Annotated in this window: 12 protein-coding genes; 9 read left to right on the forward strand and 3 right to left on the reverse strand. The window is 66.8% G+C overall.

Translation table 11 applies throughout. The features are described 5' to 3' along the window. The first annotated feature begins 140 nt into the window (after positions 1-140). The 3 genes from groES (at position 141) to AC3A5N_RS04460 (ending at position 4,288) form a co-directional block, all read left to right on the forward strand. Positions 141-428: a co-chaperone GroES gene (gene groES / locus AC3A5N_RS04450; RefSeq protein ID WP_119511869.1), complete on the forward strand. Its 288-nt coding sequence runs from the start codon at positions 141-143 to the stop codon at positions 426-428. 53 nt (positions 429-481) lie between these two features. Beyond that, positions 482-2,122, forward strand: a complete 1,641-nt coding sequence (groL, locus tag AC3A5N_RS04455; RefSeq protein ID WP_487736093.1) for a chaperonin GroEL — start codon at positions 482-484, stop codon at positions 2,120-2,122. Between the two features lie 198 nt (positions 2,123-2,320). Then, positions 2,321-4,288, forward strand: a complete 1,968-nt coding sequence (locus AC3A5N_RS04460; protein ID WP_487736094.1) for a protein-L-isoaspartate(D-aspartate) O-methyltransferase — start codon at positions 2,321-2,323, stop codon at positions 4,286-4,288. Positions 4,289-4,291: 3 nt separating this feature from the next. Here the strand turns inward: AC3A5N_RS04460 and AC3A5N_RS04465 are convergent, their stop codons facing one another. Continuing rightward, positions 4,292-6,508 carry a DUF305 domain-containing protein gene (locus AC3A5N_RS04465; RefSeq protein ID WP_487736095.1) on the reverse strand — a complete coding sequence of 739 codons (2,217 nt, stop codon included), beginning with the start codon at positions 6,506-6,508 and terminating at the stop codon, positions 4,292-4,294. Between the two features lie 237 nt (positions 6,509-6,745). Between AC3A5N_RS04465 and AC3A5N_RS04470 the strand changes: the two genes are divergently transcribed. The 3 genes from AC3A5N_RS04470 (at position 6,746) to AC3A5N_RS04480 (ending at position 8,728) form a co-directional block, all read left to right on the forward strand. Further along, positions 6,746-7,153 carry a baeRF12 domain-containing protein gene (locus AC3A5N_RS04470; RefSeq protein ID WP_487736096.1) on the forward strand — a complete coding sequence of 136 codons (408 nt, stop codon included), beginning with the start codon at positions 6,746-6,748 and terminating at the stop codon, positions 7,151-7,153. Between the two features lie 152 nt (positions 7,154-7,305). Continuing rightward, positions 7,306-8,322, forward strand: coding sequence for a serine hydrolase (locus AC3A5N_RS04475; protein ID WP_487736097.1), 1,017 nt, complete (start codon positions 7,306-7,308; stop codon positions 8,320-8,322). Positions 8,323-8,446: 124 nt separating this feature from the next. After that, a complete protein-coding gene (locus AC3A5N_RS04480; protein ID WP_487736098.1) occupies positions 8,447-8,728 on the forward strand; it encodes a hypothetical protein in 282 nt (93 codons plus the stop codon). A 112-nt stretch (positions 8,729-8,840) separates the two neighbouring features. Here AC3A5N_RS04480 and AC3A5N_RS04485 read toward each other — a convergent pair whose 3' ends face one another. Further along, positions 8,841-9,125 (reverse strand): hypothetical protein, encoded by a 285-nt coding sequence (locus AC3A5N_RS04485; RefSeq protein WP_487736099.1) that lies wholly within the window; start codon positions 9,123-9,125, stop codon positions 8,841-8,843. Between the two features lie 218 nt (positions 9,126-9,343). Here AC3A5N_RS04485 and polA point away from each other — a divergent pair, with 218 nt between their 5' ends. Genes polA through AC3A5N_RS04500 form a run of 3 tightly spaced genes read left to right on the forward strand, consistent with a single transcriptional unit; the run spans position 9,344 to position 14,605 of the window. Further along, positions 9,344-12,202 (forward strand): DNA polymerase I, encoded by a 2,859-nt coding sequence (gene polA, locus AC3A5N_RS04490; RefSeq protein ID WP_487736100.1) that lies wholly within the window; start codon positions 9,344-9,346, stop codon positions 12,200-12,202. A gap of 53 nt (positions 12,203-12,255) precedes the next feature. Then, complete coding sequence (locus AC3A5N_RS04495; protein WP_487736101.1) at positions 12,256-13,476, forward strand: sensor histidine kinase; 1,221 nt, start codon at positions 12,256-12,258, stop codon at positions 13,474-13,476. A 46-nt stretch (positions 13,477-13,522) separates the two neighbouring features. Beyond that, positions 13,523-14,605, forward strand: a complete 1,083-nt coding sequence (locus AC3A5N_RS04500; protein WP_487736102.1) for a mechanosensitive ion channel family protein — start codon at positions 13,523-13,525, stop codon at positions 14,603-14,605. A 41-nt stretch (positions 14,606-14,646) separates the two neighbouring features. On the opposite strand, the gene AC3A5N_RS04505 is transcribed toward AC3A5N_RS04500, so the two are convergent. Then, the gene (locus AC3A5N_RS04505; protein ID WP_487736103.1) at positions 14,647-16,953 is read right to left on the reverse strand and encodes a CDC48 family AAA ATPase; all 2,307 of its coding nucleotides are present in this window, start codon (positions 16,951-16,953) and stop codon (positions 14,647-14,649) included. Positions 16,954-17,016: the final 63 nt, after the last annotated feature.

The raw sequence follows: 17,016 nt of genomic DNA on the forward strand, positions 1-17,016 counted from the left end.
CGCGCGCGAGTCCGTGGGCGCGATTTTTTAGGTGCGGCCTGTTGACTCGCCGCCGGCACATTCACATATCCGCCCGGCTGGCACTCTCACCCCGAGAGTGCCAGAGGCATTCATTCACTCTTATCAGAGAGGTCACAACAATGGCATTTCGTCCGCTGCACGACCGCGTACTGGTCCGTCGCATCGAAGCCGAAGAAAAGACCGCCGGGGGTATCATCATCCCCGACAGCGCCAAGGAAAAGCCGAGCGAGGGCGAAATCGTCGCCGTCGGTTCGGGCGCTAAGGCCGAAGACGGTACGGTCACCCCGCTCGACGTGAAGGCTGGCGACCGCGTGCTGTTCGGCAAGTGGTCCGGCACCGAGGTCAAGCTCGACGGCGAAGATCTGCTGATCATGAAGGAAAGCGACATCATGGGGATCATCTCCTGATCCGCTGATCACACCGCTTTCCAAACCAACACACGAATTCCAGGAGAACATCAATGGCAGCCAAGGACGTGAAATTTTCGCGCGACGCGCGCGAAGGCATCCTGCGCGGCGTCGACATCCTCGCCAACGCGGTGAAGGTCACGCTCGGCCCCAAGGGTCGCAACGTCGTGATCGACAAGAGCTTCGGTGCGCCCCGCATCACCAAGGACGGCGTCACCGTCGCCAAGGAAATCGAGCTCAAGGACAAGTTCGAGAACATGGGCGCGCAGATGCTGCGCGAAGTCGCCAGCAAGACCAACGATCTCGCAGGCGACGGCACCACCACTGCCACCGTGCTCGCCCAGTCGATCGTGCGCGAGGGTATGAAGTCGGTCGCCGCCGGCATGAATCCGATGGATCTCAAGCGCGGTATCGACCTCGCGGTGATCAAGGTCGTCGAGAACCTCAAGACACGCTCGAAGGAAGTCGCAGGCTCGAACGAGATCGCCCAGGTCGGCATCATCTCGGCCAACGGCGACCGTGAAGTCGGCGAGAAGATCGCCGAGGCGATGGAGAAGGTCGGCAAGGAAGGCGTGATCACCGTCGAGGAAGCCAAGGGCCTCGAATTCGAGCTCGACGTGGTCGAAGGCATGCAGTTCGACCGTGGCTATCTCAGCCCCTACTTCATCACCAATCCCGAGAAGATGGTGGTGGAGCTGGATAACCCGTACATCCTGATCCACGAAAAGAAGCTCAGCAACCTGCAGGCGATGCTGCCGGTGCTCGAAGCTGCCGTGCAGAGCGGCCGCCCGCTTCTGATCATCGCCGAGGACATCGAAGGCGAGGCGCTGGCGACCCTGGTGGTCAACAAGCTGCGCGGCGGCCTCAAGGTCGCGGCGGTCAAGGCCCCCGGTTTCGGCGATCGCCGCAAGGCGATGCTGCAGGACATCGCAATCTTGACCAAGGGCGAGATGATCAGCGAGGATCTCGGCATCAAGCTCGAGAACGTCACGCTGGGCATGCTCGGTGAAGCCAAGCGCGTCACCATCGACAAGGACAACACCACGATCGTCGATGGCGCCGGCTCGGCCGACGACATCAAGGCGCGCGTGAACGAAATCCGCACCCAGATCGAGAACACCACCAGCGATTACGACCGCGAGAAGCTGCAAGAGCGTCTCGCCAAGCTCGCGGGCGGCGTTGCCGTGATCAAGGTCGGCGGTGCGTCCGAAGTCGAGGTGAAGGAACGCAAGGATCGCGTCGACGACGCGCTCCACGCGACCCGCGCCGCGGTCGAGGAAGGCATCGTCCCGGGCGGCGGTACTGCGCTGCTCTATGCCACTACCGCGCTCCAGGGCCTGAGCGGCGAGAACGACGATCAGACGCGCGGCGTCGATATCGTCCGCCGCGCGCTGCAGGCGCCGATCCGTCAGATCGCCGAGAACGCCGGGCACGACGGCGCGGTCGTCGCGGGCAAGCTGATCGACGGCAACGACGATTCGCTCGGCTTCAACGCTGCGACCGACGTTTACGAGAACCTCGTCCAGGCTGGCGTGATCGACCCGACCAAGGTCGTTCGCACGGCGCTGCAGGATGCGGCCTCGGTCGCCGGCCTGCTGATCACCACCGAAGCGGCGATCAGCGAAAAGCCGGACGACAAGCCGGCTGCCCCCGCGATGCCCGACATGGGCGGCATGGGCGGCATGGGCTTCTAAGCCAGAACGCTGCACTCCCGCGAGCGCGGGAGTTCGCGAGAAAAGAGGGCCCGGCGGAGCGATCCGCCGGGCCCTTTCTTTTGTCCCGCGCGGGCACGATCACGGGCGCACGTCGTTGAGCCGGGGAAGCGATCATCACGACGGGCGGGGCCCGCCCCGATCGCGCGAGACGCGGGCCCTCGCCGGAAAGGCGCGATCTTGGCCGACTACGAGAAGCAACGCGAAACTATGGTGCAGCGGCAGATCCGCGCCCGCGCCATCACCGATGAACCGATCCTGCGGGCCTTCCGTGAAGTGCCGCGCGAACGCTTCCTTCCAGAGGAGATGGCCGAATTCGCCTATGAGGACTGCCCGCTGCCGATCGGCGAAGGGCAGACGATCTCGCAGCCCTATATCGTCGCCAGCATGGTCGAAGCGGCCGAAATCCGCTCGGATGATCGCGTGCTAGAGGTGGGCGCGGGCTCGGGCTACGCGGCGGCGGTGCTCTCGCGCATCGCGGCGCGCGTCTTCGCCATCGAGCGCCACGCGATTCTCGCCCGGCAGGCGCAGGAACGCGTCGCCGCGCTGGGGTACGACAATCTGGACGTTATCGCGGGTGACGGCATGCAGGGGTTGCCCGAGGAAGCACCGTTCGACGCGATCCTGGTCGCCGCCCGAGGGGTCGAGGTGCCCGAGGCGCTCAAGCAGCAGCTTGCCGTGAACGGTCGGCTGATCATCCCGGTCGGCGGTGAGGACGTCCAGCAGCTCCGCTGCGTCGTGCGCACGGCAAAGGATGCTTGGGAGAGCCACGACATCGCCCCGGTACGCTTCGTGCCCCTGCTGCCCGGCGCCGTGCCGGAAGATGGCACGCGCGCCGCAAGCAACCACCAGCCGGCGCGCACGAAGAGCCTGCCCGAGTTGATCGCCGACGCTGCCGTTCCGCTCGGCGATATCGACGAACCCGGCTTTGCATCGGCGTTCGACCGCTTCGCCGACCGCCGCGTAGTCATGCTCGGCGAATGCAGCCACGGCACCCACGAGTTCTACGCCGCGCGCACCGCAATCACGCGCCATCTGGTGGAACGTCACGGCTTCACCGTGGTGGCGGTGGAAGGCGACTGGCCCGATGCGGCCGCTTACGACCGCTATATCCGCGGGCTCCCGCAGCGCGAGGATGCGCCGATGCCGTTCCGCCGCTTCCCCACATGGATGTGGCGCAACACGGTCATGCCTGGTTTCCTGCGCGATCTCAGGACGATCAACGAGGGCCGTGGTGAGGACGACCGGATCGGCTTCTACGGGCTCGACATCTACAATATGTCCGGCTCGATCGAAGCGGTGCTCGCCTATCTCGACGAGCACGATCCCGAGGCCGCGGCCGTAGCGCGCGAACGCTACGGCTGCCTCACCCCGTGGCAGGCCGATCCCGCGACGTACGGCCGTGCAGCGCTGCGCAAGGGTTATGCCGAATGCGAGCAGGCGGTCGTCGCGCAGTGCCGCGATCTGCTGGAACGCGCCCTGGAGCAGGACGGCGAAAGCTTCGGCGCGGCGATGAACGCGCGGCTCGTCGCCTCGGCCGAGCGCTACTACCGCGTGATGTACTACGGCGGCGCGGAGAGCTGGAACCTGCGCGACAGCCATATGGCCGAGACGCTCGAACATCTGCTCGAAGCACGCGGGCCCGGTGCCAAGGCGGTAGTCTGGGCGCACAACAGCCATATCGGCGACGCGCGCGCGACCGAAATGGGCGCCGCGCGCGGCGAGCACAACATCGGCCAGCTCGCGCGCGAGAAATGGGGCGAGACGGTCGCGCTGATCGGCTTCGGCACACACACCGGCACCGTCTCGGCCGCGACCGATTGGGACGGAGACCGTGAGGTCAAGCGCGTCGTCCCCTCCCGCCGCGACAGCTACGAACGGCTATGCCACGACAGCGGTGTGCCGCGCTTCCTGTTCGACCTCTCGAGCGATCCTGCGCTGGCCCGACGCCTCTCGGAACCGCTGCTCGAACGCTTCATCGGCGTGATCTACCGTCCCGAGACCGAGCGCTGGAGCCACTACAGCGAATCCGTGCTGCCCGAGCAGTTCGACGCCTACGTCTGGTTCGACGAGACCCGCGCGCTCGAACCGCTCGCGCGGCACGAGCCGCACGACCAGGCGCCCGAGACCTGGCCGTTCGGGGTCTAGACCTCAGCCGCCCTTGCGGCTCGCCTCCACCGCCGCGATGACATCGGCGGGCCAAGTGACCTGCGTCTGCGTCTGCGGATTGAAGACGTCGCCCGGATATTGGGCTGCGGCCGCGGCGGCGATCTCGGCTTCGGTCAGGAACTCGCTCGGCTCGAGCGCGAAGACGTCCAGTCCGCGGGTGATCTCGGTCGCGTAGATGCGGCCCTTGTACCAGTACGCCGACCAGTATCCGCCGGTGACGAGCTGATCCTTGTCGACCGGCCCTCGGTCGAAATAGGCGATTTCGATCGGGTTCTCCGCATCGGTGAAGTCGATCACGCTGATCCCGCCCTGGTACCACGCCTGGACGAAGATATCGCGCCCGGGGACCGGGATGATCGAGCCGTTGTGCGCGACGCAGTTCTCCATGTCGGTCTGCGGCGCAGGCAGCTTGTAGAGGCTCTTGAACTCGAGCTGCCCGTCCTCGATCGCGTAGATCGCATCGGCGCCCCAGTTCTTCGGATCGCCCGCCTGGCAGCGCGGACGGCCGCCGCCGCCCCACTCGTCAGTGAACAGCACTTTGGTGCCGTCGTTGTTGAACGTCGCCGAGTGCCAGTAGGCGAAGCCCTTGTCCGTCACGTCGTCGATCCGAACCGGCACGAGCGGGTTGGAGATGTCGAGGGTGATGCCGTTACCCGAACATGCACCCGCGGCGATGTTCTTCGCCGGGAACACGGTGATGTCGTGGCACTGGTCGGTGCGGCTGGTGCGCTGGGTGCCCTCACCGTGGTCGCCGCCGCGCCAGAGGCCGGCGATCTGCCCCTCGGCGGCGAAGACGCGCGGACGGTCGACGATGCGCGCGGCGGCGGGGTTCGCCACCGGGATCTCGATCACGTCGATGGAGAACAGCGCGGTATCGTCGCCCGCCGTATCGCGGCAGCCCTCGAGTTCGTCCTCCTCGCGCACGTAGGACGTGCCCGAGTTGTAGACCACGATCCGCTGCTCGTCCGATGAGACGATCGAATGCGTATGACTGCCGCGGCAGGTCTGCACCTGCCCGACCTGCACCGGACGGGTAATGTCGGAAATGTCGAAGATGCGCAGGCCACGGAAACGCTCGGGGCTGGTCCGTCCATCGACGCCCTGCAGTCCGCAATCGATCCGCCCGCGGCTGTCCTCGACGCTCATGATCAGCAGCTCGCCGACGATCGAGACGTCGCCCTGCCCGCCCGGGCAGACGGTCGAGCTGACGAGCTGCGGCACGCCGTCCTTGCCGAGGCGGTAGGCGTTGAACCCGTGATAGTTGCCGGCCACGAGCAGGTCGCCCGAAAAGGCCATGTCGGTGTTTGCGAACGAGAGCAGCGATCCGCGCTCGCCGAACTCGGGCTTGTCCTCTTCGGTCCCTTCCTGTTCCTTGTCCGGGCCCTCGTGACCCTCGTGCCCGGCCCCCTCTTCTTCCTTCTCCGGCTTGAGGGGGCGGAGCTGCGCCGGGTTTTCGGGATCGAAGAAGCCCGCCGGCTTCGGTAGAGCGACGACGTGGCGCAGGTTGCTGATCGCCTCGCCCGCGTCGCGGAAACCGGCCTTCAGCGCCACGCGCGGATCGGTCGAGAGCCCGGCGAGGACCGCGTTCATCCGGTCAATCTCCGCCTGCTGGTCGTTCACCACCTCGTTGGTGAACTCGAACATCACCGGCTCGTAGGCGGTGCCGGGCTGATCGTGCAGTTCCTCGACCATGTCGATCGCGCCCATGTGGTGCGGGATCATCAGCTCGAGGAACAAGCGGTCGAATGCGGTGCCGTTGGCAGCGGCGAGCTGCGCCATCTGCTCGGCCGTCGCCATGCCCTTCATCCCGGCGTGATGGTGCGCGTGGCCCATGCCGGCCATCGAGACCTGCTGGTTTCGCTCGCGCAGCCACTCGGTCATGAAGCCGATCTCGTCCTTCTGGCTCGCGTCGATGCGCCCGGCAACGGCGACGATGTCCGGATTGTTGGTCCGCTCGTCCACCAGCGCCGCCATGTCGACCGCCTGCTGGTGGTGGACGATCATGCCTTGCATGAACGCGACGTCGGCGGGCGAGAAAGCGGTGTTCGCGAGCTGCGTCGCCTGTTCGGCCGAAAGAGTCTTCGTCGCCTCGCCCGGCGCGCCGGGCTGCACGATCGGCGCCCCTTGCGCCGCAAGCGCGCTGGCGGTGGCAAGCAGACTGGCAGCCAGCGGCAAGCGGGCGAAACGGTATGCGGTCATGATCGTGCGTCCCCTCAAAGGAAAATCCCCAAGCCGGAAATGGGGACCATCGCGCCGCTCAAGTCAAGACGCCGCCCGTCGAGCGGTATGAGCGGTTCGTCGGTGCCCCCTCCTCTTCCGCAGCTATCGTCCCCGGCTCGGCTGCGTCGTTCGGTGCCGCCCGCACGGCGGCGGGACACGCGGGCGGCAACGATACCGAGGCTCGCCCGTTGGTGACATCGAAAGGAGAGCCGATCCATGAAGTTGCCGCACAAGGCCCACGTCGTGCTGGTGGACGGAGAGAACTTCGTCGTCATGCGAAACAAGGGCCAGCCATTCGAACCCAACCTCGAGCTGGTAGGCAGACCAGACCTTTCCCTCACCAACTTCAGCGCCGGAGTGCGCCATCAGGATCCAGGCAGCCAACAGCCGGAGCGCAACGACCTCAACGAGCTCGCGCGCGCCGCCGCAGCCGCAGAATGGCTCAACGCCAAGGCAATCGCAGGCGAAATCGATCAGGTGCTGGTGATCGCCGACCCCAAGAAGCTGGGCGAGATGCGGCGCCATTATCATACCGAGCTGGAGAAGCGGCTGGTCGGCGAAATCGCCAAGACCATGATCCACGACACCACCGATCGCATCGCCGAGGTGATCGTGGCCGCGTGACTTCTTTGCGCATGGCGACTCGGGGAGGGGCCCTGCCGCTGCTGAGCCACCTCTCGTCGCCCTGCCGCTTGCCCGCAGGAATCCGTGTCCGTTAAGTTGTTGCTAACCAAGGGAGGGTTACGACAGCCGGCATGGCTTTGGGATCGCGATTCATGAGGGGACTGGCGGGGGCGTTCGCATTCGGCCTCGCCGTGGTGCAACCGGTCCAGGCGCAGACCACCAATTACGAGGCGGTGTTCGACAACGTCCTCGGCACCGAAACACGTGCCCCGCGCACGTTCCAGGCTGTTTACGAGAGCGGTTTCGAGCGGCAGATCGTGCGGCTGGCCGACGGCGCCAATGGCCGCATCGGCGTGGCCGTGCTCGATCTCGCGACAGGTCAGGAATTCTCCGTTCTGGGCGACCAGCGCTTCCCGATGGCAAGCACCAGCAAGATCGCCATCGCCGCGGCCTATATGGAAGGTGTCGAGCAGGGGCGGTGGAGCCTGTCGAGCGAATTTCCACTGCTCATCCCCGTACGCTCCGAACCGTTTTCGAGCGTTAAGGCCCCGGTACGGCGCGGCAAGCACTTGCCTGCAAGCCAGCTCATAGAACTGATGATCACCCGCTCGAGCAATCCTGCGACCGACGCGCTGCTTGCCGCCGTCGGCGGGCCGGATGCGGTGAACGACTGGATGCGCCGCGCCGGAATCGAGGAATTCCAGCTCACCCGCGACATCGCCACGCTCGTGCGCGACGATGGGGAGATCGATCCGGCGAGGGCCGTCGATCTGCGCGACAGCGCAACTCCCCGTGCGATGACCGAGCTGCTCGCCGGCCTCTATCAGGGGCGCTGGCTTTCGAAGAGCAGCCGCCAGGTCATCCTCGGCGCGATGGAGCGGTGCATCACCGGCAAGCGGCGGATTCCGGCCCTGCTGCCGGCCGGCGCGTTCGTCGCGCACAAGACGGGCTCGCTCAACAATACATCGAGCGACATCGGCATTGTCCGCACCCCTGACGGGAAGGCTTTCGCAGTGGCCATCTATGTCACCGGGCAGGGAGCGCGGCTGGCGCGGGAGAGCAAGATCGCGCAGATCGCGCGGGCGGTGTACTCCGGATATGACAATCCACAGGGCGTCACCTGGGCCGAGGCGACTTACGCCACGCAGGCGGAAGCACGGCTTCCCTGATCCCGAGACGGGCGCCACATGCCCCGATGAGCCGCTAGCGGCGGCCTGGAGAGAAGCAGACCTTCCTCCGAAATGGGTTTAGCCCTGTTCGGGGTGGAACCTCTGGTCTATGGCCTTGTCCGACATGGTGACATCCAGACAGCAGGCCGAGCGCGAGTTCCGGCGCATGGTAAAATGGATCGCGCTGGCCGGTGTCCTGATGGTCGCCGCCGCGCTGGTCTATCTCTATATCGTCGGTGCGTGGAGCGTCCATGCGGTGGTCGCGACCATCCTGGGCGTGTTCATCTCGGTGCTCCTCGGCTGCGGCCTGTTCGCCCTCGCCTTCTTCAGCAACAAGAGCGGACACGATCAGGACGTGACCAGCGCCACCTCCCGGCGCGATGAGCGGGATGACGACGCCGGCTGAGCGGCCCCACCGAAACCAACTCCTCGCGTTGGCCTAACGCGATAGCGCAAAAAGAAAGGGCAGCGTCTCGCGACGCCGCCCTTCCTCTTTTTTCGCTAAACGAACGCGAAGATCAGTCGGCCTGAGCTTCGGTGGTCGTCTCGTCCTGCACTTCGGCTTCCGCAGCGGCGGCAGCTTCGTCAGCAGCAGCAGTGGCGTCTTCGGTCGCGCCTTCGACGGCCGCACCGGCGTCGGTGGCGGCGTCTTCGACGGCCGCGCCAGCCGCGTCGGCATTGGCTTCGGCATCGGCAGCGGCGCTGTCGACGGTCTGCTCAGCGGAGTCCTGCGTGCCTTCCGAGCAAGCGGCGAGGGTCAGAGCGGCGCCGGCAGCAGCGGCGGCGAGAACGATCTTGCGCATATATCAATTTCCTTGAACAGCGAGTGGTTTCATCGCGGACTTCGCTATTGAGAGGCCGCGACGCGAAGCCCACAAGCATGTAGACTTCAGCCCGCCGCAATAATGGCGATTTTGTGGCGTGGCAAGCGGTTTGACACTTTTGCGCCGCAATTGCGGTCGCGCCTCCGCTTGAACGAAAGCGGCTGACCCGCGGAATTTGCGCTGCTACCACGCCTGCGATGGCAGACAAACAGCATCTCTACCTGGTCGACGGTTCGGCCTATATCTTTCGCGCCTATCACCGGCTCCCGCCGCTCACCGACCCGCAAGGGACGCCGGTGGGCGCGGTCTATGGCTATACCACGATGCTGTGGAAGCTGGCCGACGATCTCGACAAGGCCGACGGTCCAACGCACCTCGCGGTCATCCTCGACAAGGGATCGACCAGCTTCCGCAACCAGATCTACGACCAGTACAAGGCCAACCGTCCCCCGCCGCCCGAGGATCTGGTGCCGCAGTTCCCGCTGATCCGCGACGCAACGCGCGCGTTCAGCCTGCCGTGCATCGAGGAAGATGGGCTGGAGGCGGACGATATCATCGCCTCTTACGCGCGTGAAGCCACCCGCCAGGGGTGGGACGTGACCATTGTCTCGTCGGACAAGGATCTGATGCAGCTCGTCGGCAAATGTGCCGAACCCGCCGAGGGCGTGCCCGAGGGCGGCTGTATCGACATGCTCGACACGATGAAGAATCAGCGCATCGGGCCCGACGAGGTGGTCGAGAAGTTCGGCGTGCCGCCCGAGCTGGTCGGCGACGTGCTCGCGCTGATGGGCGATTCGGTCGATAACGTGCCGGGGATCTTCGGGATCGGTCCCAAGACGGCGTCCAAGCTGATCGTCGAACACGGCGGCCTCACCGCCGCGCTGGACGCCGCGCCGGCCATGAAGCCTTCCAAGCTCAAGGACCGATTGATCGAAGGCCGCGCGATGGCCGAACTCAGCCGCGTGCTCGTGCAGCTCAAGGAAGACTGCGATCTGCCGATGGCACTGGAGGAGTTCAAGCTCACCGCGGTGCCGCGCGACCCGCTTGCAGCGTTTCTGGAGAAGCACGGCTTCACCAGCCTGCTGCGGCGGCTCGACGGCGGCAACGGCAGCCCTGATCGCGCGACCAACCTCAACCCTGCAAAACCAGTCAACAAGGGCGCGGAAGCGAGCCCGAACGGCACTCGCCAGCCGCTGCCGCAGATGCCGGAGATTGATCGTAGCACTTACGAATGCGTGCAGACGGCCGAGCGGCTCGAGCACTGGATCGAACGCGCCTTCGCCGCCGGGCTGGTCGCGATCGATACCGAGACGAGCGCCCTCGATGCCATGCGCGCGGACCTCGCCGGGATCAGCCTCGCTCTGGGGCCCAACGATGCCTGCTACATCCCGCTCGCGCACGGCGGCAGCGACATGTTCGCCGAGCGGCCCCAGCAGGTCGCGCGCGAGACCGCGCTGACCATGCTGCGCCCGCTGCTCGAAAGCGACGCGGTGCTGAAGGTCGGGCAAAACGTGAAATACGACATCAACGTGCTGGCGCGCCACGGCATCGCAATGGCGCCGGTCGACGACACGATGATCGTGTCCTTCACGCTCGACGCTGGCCGCAGCCTCGACGGGATCGGCGGCGGCCACGGGATGGATGAGCTTGCGCAGCGCCACCTCGGCCACACGACGCTGACGTTCAAGGACATCTGCGGCAGCGGCAAGAAGGCGATCCCCTTCGGCGAAGTGCCGCTCGACCGGGCGACCGAATACGCCGCGGAGGACGCCGACGTGACCTGGCGCCTCTACGCGAACCTCAAGCCGCGCCTTGCGACCGAAGGCGGCACCCGCATCTACCAGCGGGTCGACCGTCCGCTGATCCCGGTGGTCGCGCAGATGGAGCGGCACGGGATCCGGGTCGACAGGGCGCAGCTCGCCAAGCTGTCCGACGAGTTCGCCGCCGAAACCGGCCGGCTGGAGGCGGAGATTCACGCGATCGCCGGTGCGCCCTTCACCATCGGCAGCCCCAAGCAGCTCGGCGACGTGCTGTTCGACAAGATGGGTTACAAGGGCGGGCGCAAGGGCAAGAGCGGACAGTATTCGACCGATCAGGCCATCCTGGAGCGGCTGTCCGCGCAAGGCGCAGAGATCGCCGACCGGGTGCTCGAGTGGCGCCAGCTGACCAAGCTCAAGTCGACCTATACCGACGCGCTGCAGGCCGCGATCCATCCCGATACCGGCCGGGTCCACACGAGCTACAGCCTCGTGGGAGCGCAGACCGGGCGGCTGTCCTCGACCGATCCCAACCTGCAGAACATCCCCATCCGCACCGAGATCGGGCGCCAGATCCGCGAAGCCTTCGTGGCGGAGGAAGGCAACGTGCTGCTCGCCGCCGACTACTCGCAGATCGAGCTGCGCCTCGCCGCGCACATGGCCGACGTGCCCGAATTGAAGCAGGCCTTCGCGAACGGTGAGGACATTCACGCGCGCACCGCGGCCGAGATGTTCGGCCAGGTCACGCGCGACACCCGTGCGCAAGCCAAGACGATCAACTTCGCGATCCTCTACGGCATCAGCCGCTGGGGCCTTGCCGGGCGCCTCAAGGTCGAGGCGGACGAGGCACAGGCGATGATCGACACGTATTTCCGGCGCTTCCCCGGCATCCAGCGCTACATCATGGAAACGCTCGATACTGTGCGCGAGCGTGGCTATTCGGAGACGCTGTTCGGCCGCAAGACCTGGTTTCCGCGGATCGGCTCCAAGAACCAGGCCGAGCGCCAGGGCAGCGAACGTGCCGCGATCAACGCGCCGATCCAAGGGACCAGCGCCGACATCATCAAGCGCGCGATGGCCCGGATGATGCCCGCACTCGACGCCGCCGGTCTGGGGCATGTGCGCATGCTGCTGCAGGTGCACGACGAACTGGTGTTCGAGCTGCCCGCCGGCGACGTCGCCGCGGCATCGCCCGTGATCGAGCGCGTCATGGCCGAAGCCGCCGCGCCCGCCGTGGCGCTCGACGTGCCGCTCGGAATCGAGATCGGCACCGGCGCAAGCTGGGGGATGGCACACTGATCCGCCCTCGCCTCCGCCCGCGGCTGCGCCGCCGCCACGTCGGCAATCTGGCCGTGCTGGGCCTGATCGCCCTGGCGCTGTTCGCCGGCCTGTTCCTGGTCTTCCAGACGATCGAGGCCGAACGCGCCGAGCGGGAGCAGGTGCGCCAGACGAGCGAGATCCTGATGGAGCTGCGCAATATCAACCGCGCCGCGCTCAACGCCGAGACGGGGCAACGCGGCTATCTGCTGACGCTCGACCGTCGCTATCTCGAACCCTACCTCGTCGGGCGCGAACAGTATGGACCCACGCTCGACCGTCTGCGCGAACTGGTTGGCCCCGATGCGACCCAGCGGCAGCATGAGCTGATCGACGAGATCGAGAGCCTGACCGAATCGAAGTTCGCCGAGATGGCGGAAACGATCGAACTGGTCGAACAGCGCCGGGTGATCGAGGCCCGCCGCGGCATCCTCGACGATCGCGGCGCGGAAGTCATGGCCCGCCTGCGCCGCGCGACGCGCGAGATGGAGCAGATCGAGAACCGCATCCTGATCCGGGCGGCAAGCGAGACCGCGCGCGCCGAAGGCCGTGTGCTTCCGCTGCTCGGCGCGGTCCTCCTGATGCTGCTGGTGGCGCTGGCACTCGGCTATGTCCTCGTCACCCGTGCCGCGCGTGCCGAGGCGGAGGCGGCGCAGGCGGCCGCGCTGGGCGAAGCGCGCGACCGCGCCGACCTGCTCGCGCGCGAGCTCAACCACCGGGTCAAGAACCTGTTCGCCGTGATCCTGGCGATCGTGCGGATGAGCGCCAAGGATACCCCGGAGGCGAAGCCCGTGGTCGAGCGGATTTCCGACCGCATCCATGCCTTGCTGACCGCCCACGAGGTGACGCAGGGAACGCTCGAGCGACCGGTCGCCTCGCTGCGCGCGCTGATCGAGACGACGCTGGCGCCCTATCGTTCGGAGAAGCTTCCCGCCGAGATCGACGGGCCCGAGATCGACCTGCCGGCCAAGCAGGTCACGCCGCTGGGCTTGGTGCTCCACGAGCTAACGACCAATGCCGTCAAGTACGGCGCCTGGAGCAGGGGCGACCTGCTCGAAGTGCGCTGGCGCGAGGTTGATGGATCGATCGCCATCGAGTGGCGCGAGCATGGCGACGCGGAGGGCAAGGAACCGGAGCACAAGGGTTTCGGCAGCCTCCTGATGACCAGCGCGGCGCGCCAGCTCCGCGGCGAGATCGACCGCCGGTTCGGCAAGGACGGGGTGGAAGTCACGATTACGATCCCGCGCACCCGGTGATCGCCATCGCTTGCCAGTGAACGGCTGACGCCGTAGCTCGGGCAGGATGCTCGAGCGCTACGATCCGCGGAACTGGACCATCGCCTGGGGCGAAGTGGCGGTGGCCGCCATCGCCGTCGGAGTAGCGATCGCAGTCGCGTTCGTGATCCACCGCCTGGTCTTCGGGCTGCTGCTCCGCCTGGCGCGCAGTTCGCAATCGGAGGTCGACGAACTCCTCTTCGCCCGTCTCGCGCGGCCGATCCGCTGGTCGGTCGTCGCAATTGCGATCGCAGCAGTGGCGCAGGCCAACCCCAATATCCAGGGGATCTGGCGGTGGATTGCGCCGTTCGTCGTTCCCGCCCTGGTCGGCTGGGTCGCGCTCGCGCTGGTGCGTGCCTTCGCCGCCGCACTGCAGATGCGCGGCGAGCTTTCCGCCGACCCGATCACGGCGCGCAGCCGCCGCACGCGGGTTGCGATCCTCTCGCGCACCGCCGCGTTCCTCATCGTCCTGCTGACGGTGGCGATGATGCTGCTGGCGATCCCGGGCGTGCGCGACGTGGGCGTGACGCTGATGGCCTCGGCCGGCCTCGCCGCGCTGGCGGTCGGCGCGGCGGCGCAGCCCGCGCTCAAATCACTCATCGCCGGCCTGCAGATGGCGCTTACCGAACCGCTGCGGATCGGCGACCTGGTGGTGATCGAGGGCTTCTCCGGCCGGGTCGAGGAAATCCGCATGAGCTTCGTGATCGTGCGCACGTGGGACGAGCGCGCGATCATCGTGCCGACCAGCGCGTTCCTCGAGAAGAGCTTCGAGAACTGGTCCCGCGAAAGCGAGCGGCTGAGCGGACCGGTCTTCCTCCACCTCGACCCGGCGGCCGAGATCACTCCAGTCCGCGCGGAGTTCGAACGCTTCGTCGCCACGCGCGAGGAATGGGACGGGCGCACGGCGGAACTGCTGATGACCGAGGCCTATCCGGAAAGCGTGGAGCTGCGCATTGCCGTGAGCGCGGCGACCATCAGCGACCTGTGGACGCTACGCTGCGCGGTGCGGGAACACATGCTCCAATGGCTGCGGGTGAATATGCCGGATGCGCTGATCCGCCACCGCCTCGGCGTCGACGACGCGAACGCCGCGGTAAAGGCGAACGACTAAGCCCCCCTCCCCCACCTCTGAAGAGGAGGGGGAGAGTGGCGTTATCCGTGCTTCTTCTCGCGCGTCGATTCGACCATGCCTTCGCTGATGAAGCCGATCGGCATGGCCTCGGCCGCCCGCTTCTTCAGCTCGCCGCGCATCTTGCGATATTCTTCCTCCATTGCCTGGGTAACCGTCGCGCGCGAATCGCCAAGCGCCTCGGAGAAATCGGCCCCCGTGACCTGCTCGACCTCGCCGCCCGCGCGCCGCAGTGCGTTGAGGCCGGCGCGGCGCACGACGTCTTCCAGATCGGCGCCGGTGAAACGGTCGGTCTGGGCCGCAATATCCGCCAGATCGACATCCCCGGCCAGCGGCATATTCGCAGTATGAATGCCGAGGATCTGCGTACGCCCCTTCTGATCGGGCGTGCCGACATAGACCATCTCGTCGAACCGCCCGGGCCGCAGGAGCGCCGGATCGATCAGCGTCGGGCGATTGGTCGCGCCGATTACGACGACCGACTGCAGTTCCTCCAGCCCATCCATCTCGGCAAGGATCGTGTTGACCACGCGGCCGGTCACCTGCGGTTCGCCCTGCCCCGACCCGCGGGCGGGGACGAGGCTGTCGATCTCATCGATGAACACGACGCAGGGCGCCACCGCGCGCGCGCGGGCGAACATGCGGGCGATCTGCTGCTCGCTCTCGCCATACCACTTGGAGAGGAGGTCGGAGCTCTTCATCGAGATGAAGTTCGCCTCGGCCTCCTTGGCGACGGCCTTGGCCAGCAGCGTCTTGCCGGTGCCCGGCGGACCGTAGAGCAGGAACCCCTTGGCCGAACGAATGCCCAGCCGGCGGAAGGCCTCGGGGTTCCTGAGCGGCAGCTCGATCCCTTCCTTCAGCATGTCGATCGCATCGTCGACACCGCCGATGTCGTCCCAGCCGACCCGCGGCACCTGGACCATGACCTCGCGCATGGCGGACGGCTGCACGCGCTTGAGCGCGGACAGGAAATCCTCGCGCGTCACCGACAGCTCGTCGAGCACCTCGGCCGGGATCGTGCGTTCATCGAGGTTGAGCTTGGGCATGATCCGCCGGACCGCGTCGATCGCCGCCTCGCGCGCGAGCGCCGCGATATCGGCACCGACGAAGCCGTGCGTGACGCGGGCAAGCTCGTCCAGATCGACCCGGTCGCCCAGCGGCATGCCGCGGGTGTGGATCGAGAGGATCTCGCGCCGCCCTTTCTCGTCGGGCACGCCGATTACGATCTCGCGGTCGAAGCGGCCCGGGCGGCGCAGCGCTTCGTCGACCGCGTCGGGCCGGTTTGTTGCTGCAATCACGACGAGGTTGGAGCGCGCCTCGAGCCCGTCCATCAGCGTCAGGAGCTGCGCGACCAGACGCTTCTCCGCCTCGCCCGCGACTTGCGCGCGTTTGGGCGCGATCGAATCGATCTCGTCGATGAACACGATCGCCGGCGCGTGCTTGGCCGCTTCCTCGAACACCTCGCGCAGGCGTTTCTCGCTCTCGCCATAGCCGGAGCCCATGATCTCCGGCCCGTTGATGGTGAAGAACTGCGCATCGCTCTCGTTCGCGACCGCCTGCGCCAGCCGGGTCTTGCCGGTGCCCGGCGGGCCGTGGAGCAGCACGCCCTTGGGCGGGTCGACGCCGAGGCGGGTGAACAGCTCGGGGTAACGCAGCGGCAGCTCGACCATTTCGCGGAGTTGCTGGATCGTGTCGTCCATGCCGCCGACGTCGTCGTAGTTGACCACCGCACGCCCGGTCGGAGCCTCTTCGAACTCGGCGCGCAGCTCGACTTCGGTGTTTTCGTCGATATGCACGATGCCCTTGGGCGCGGTCGAGACGACCGTCAGGCGGATCTGGGTGAGCGCATAGGCCGGCGCATTGAACATGCGCTGGACCTCCGCCGGCATGTTCTGCACCGGCTGCTGGCCGGTCGTGGCGACCAGATCGCCGGCAACGAGAGGCTTCCTGAAGAAGTTGCGCTTCAGCGCCTGGGTCGGCCCCTGCAGGCGCATCTCGCGGCTGGCCGGGGCAAAGATCACGCGCGAGGCCGGGCGCGATTCGGCCACCGCCACGCGCACGTGCTCGCCCGATCCGCACTCGGCATTGTTGCGCTGCAGGCCGTCGAGCCGGACCACGTCGAGCGACTGGTCCTCGTCGTACGCCGCCATGGCGATGGCCGCGGTCGTGCGCTTGCCGTGGATCTCCACGACGTCGCCTTCGGTGATGCCGAGCGCCTGAAATGCTGAACGCGGTAGCCTGGCGACCCCCCTTCCGCTTTCTTCTTGCCGAGCCGCCGCGACCTGGAGCCGGACCGCCTTGTCTTCTACCGCCGCGTCGAGATCGGCCATCCGTCCATTTCTCCCTGCTCAAGTCCAATGAGGGTTACCGCTCCTAGCTAGGGACGGATCACT

It is taken from the genome of Pelagerythrobacter sp. Soil_C_18, from assembly GCF_057657235.1.

Excerpts from the sequence above, each read along its gene's own strand:
- AC3A5N_RS04470 (WP_487736096.1), top strand. The coding sequence starts at position 6,746 with ATGAAGTTGCCGCACAAGGCCCACGTCGTGCTGGTGGACGGAGAGAAC.
- AC3A5N_RS04475 (WP_487736097.1), top strand. The coding sequence starts at position 7,306 with ATGAGGGGACTGGCGGGGGCGTTCGCATTCGGCCTCGCCGTGGTGCAA.
- AC3A5N_RS04500 (WP_487736102.1), top strand. The coding sequence starts at position 13,523 with ATGCTCGAGCGCTACGATCCGCGGAACTGGACCATCGCCTGGGGCGAA.
- AC3A5N_RS04480 (WP_487736098.1), top strand. The coding sequence starts at position 8,447 with ATGGTGACATCCAGACAGCAGGCCGAGCGCGAGTTCCGGCGCATGGTA.
- AC3A5N_RS04505 (WP_487736103.1), bottom strand. The coding sequence starts at position 16,953 with ATGGCCGATCTCGACGCGGCGGTAGAAGACAAGGCGGTCCGGCTCCAG.
- polA (WP_487736100.1), top strand. The coding sequence starts at position 9,344 with ATGGCAGACAAACAGCATCTCTACCTGGTCGACGGTTCGGCCTATATC.
- groES (WP_119511869.1), top strand. The coding sequence starts at position 141 with ATGGCATTTCGTCCGCTGCACGACCGCGTACTGGTCCGTCGCATCGAA.
- AC3A5N_RS04465 (WP_487736095.1), bottom strand. The coding sequence starts at position 6,508 with ATGACCGCATACCGTTTCGCCCGCTTGCCGCTGGCTGCCAGTCTGCTT.
- groL (WP_487736093.1), top strand. The coding sequence starts at position 482 with ATGGCAGCCAAGGACGTGAAATTTTCGCGCGACGCGCGCGAAGGCATC.
- AC3A5N_RS04485 (WP_487736099.1), bottom strand. The coding sequence starts at position 9,125 with ATGCGCAAGATCGTTCTCGCCGCCGCTGCTGCCGGCGCCGCTCTGACC.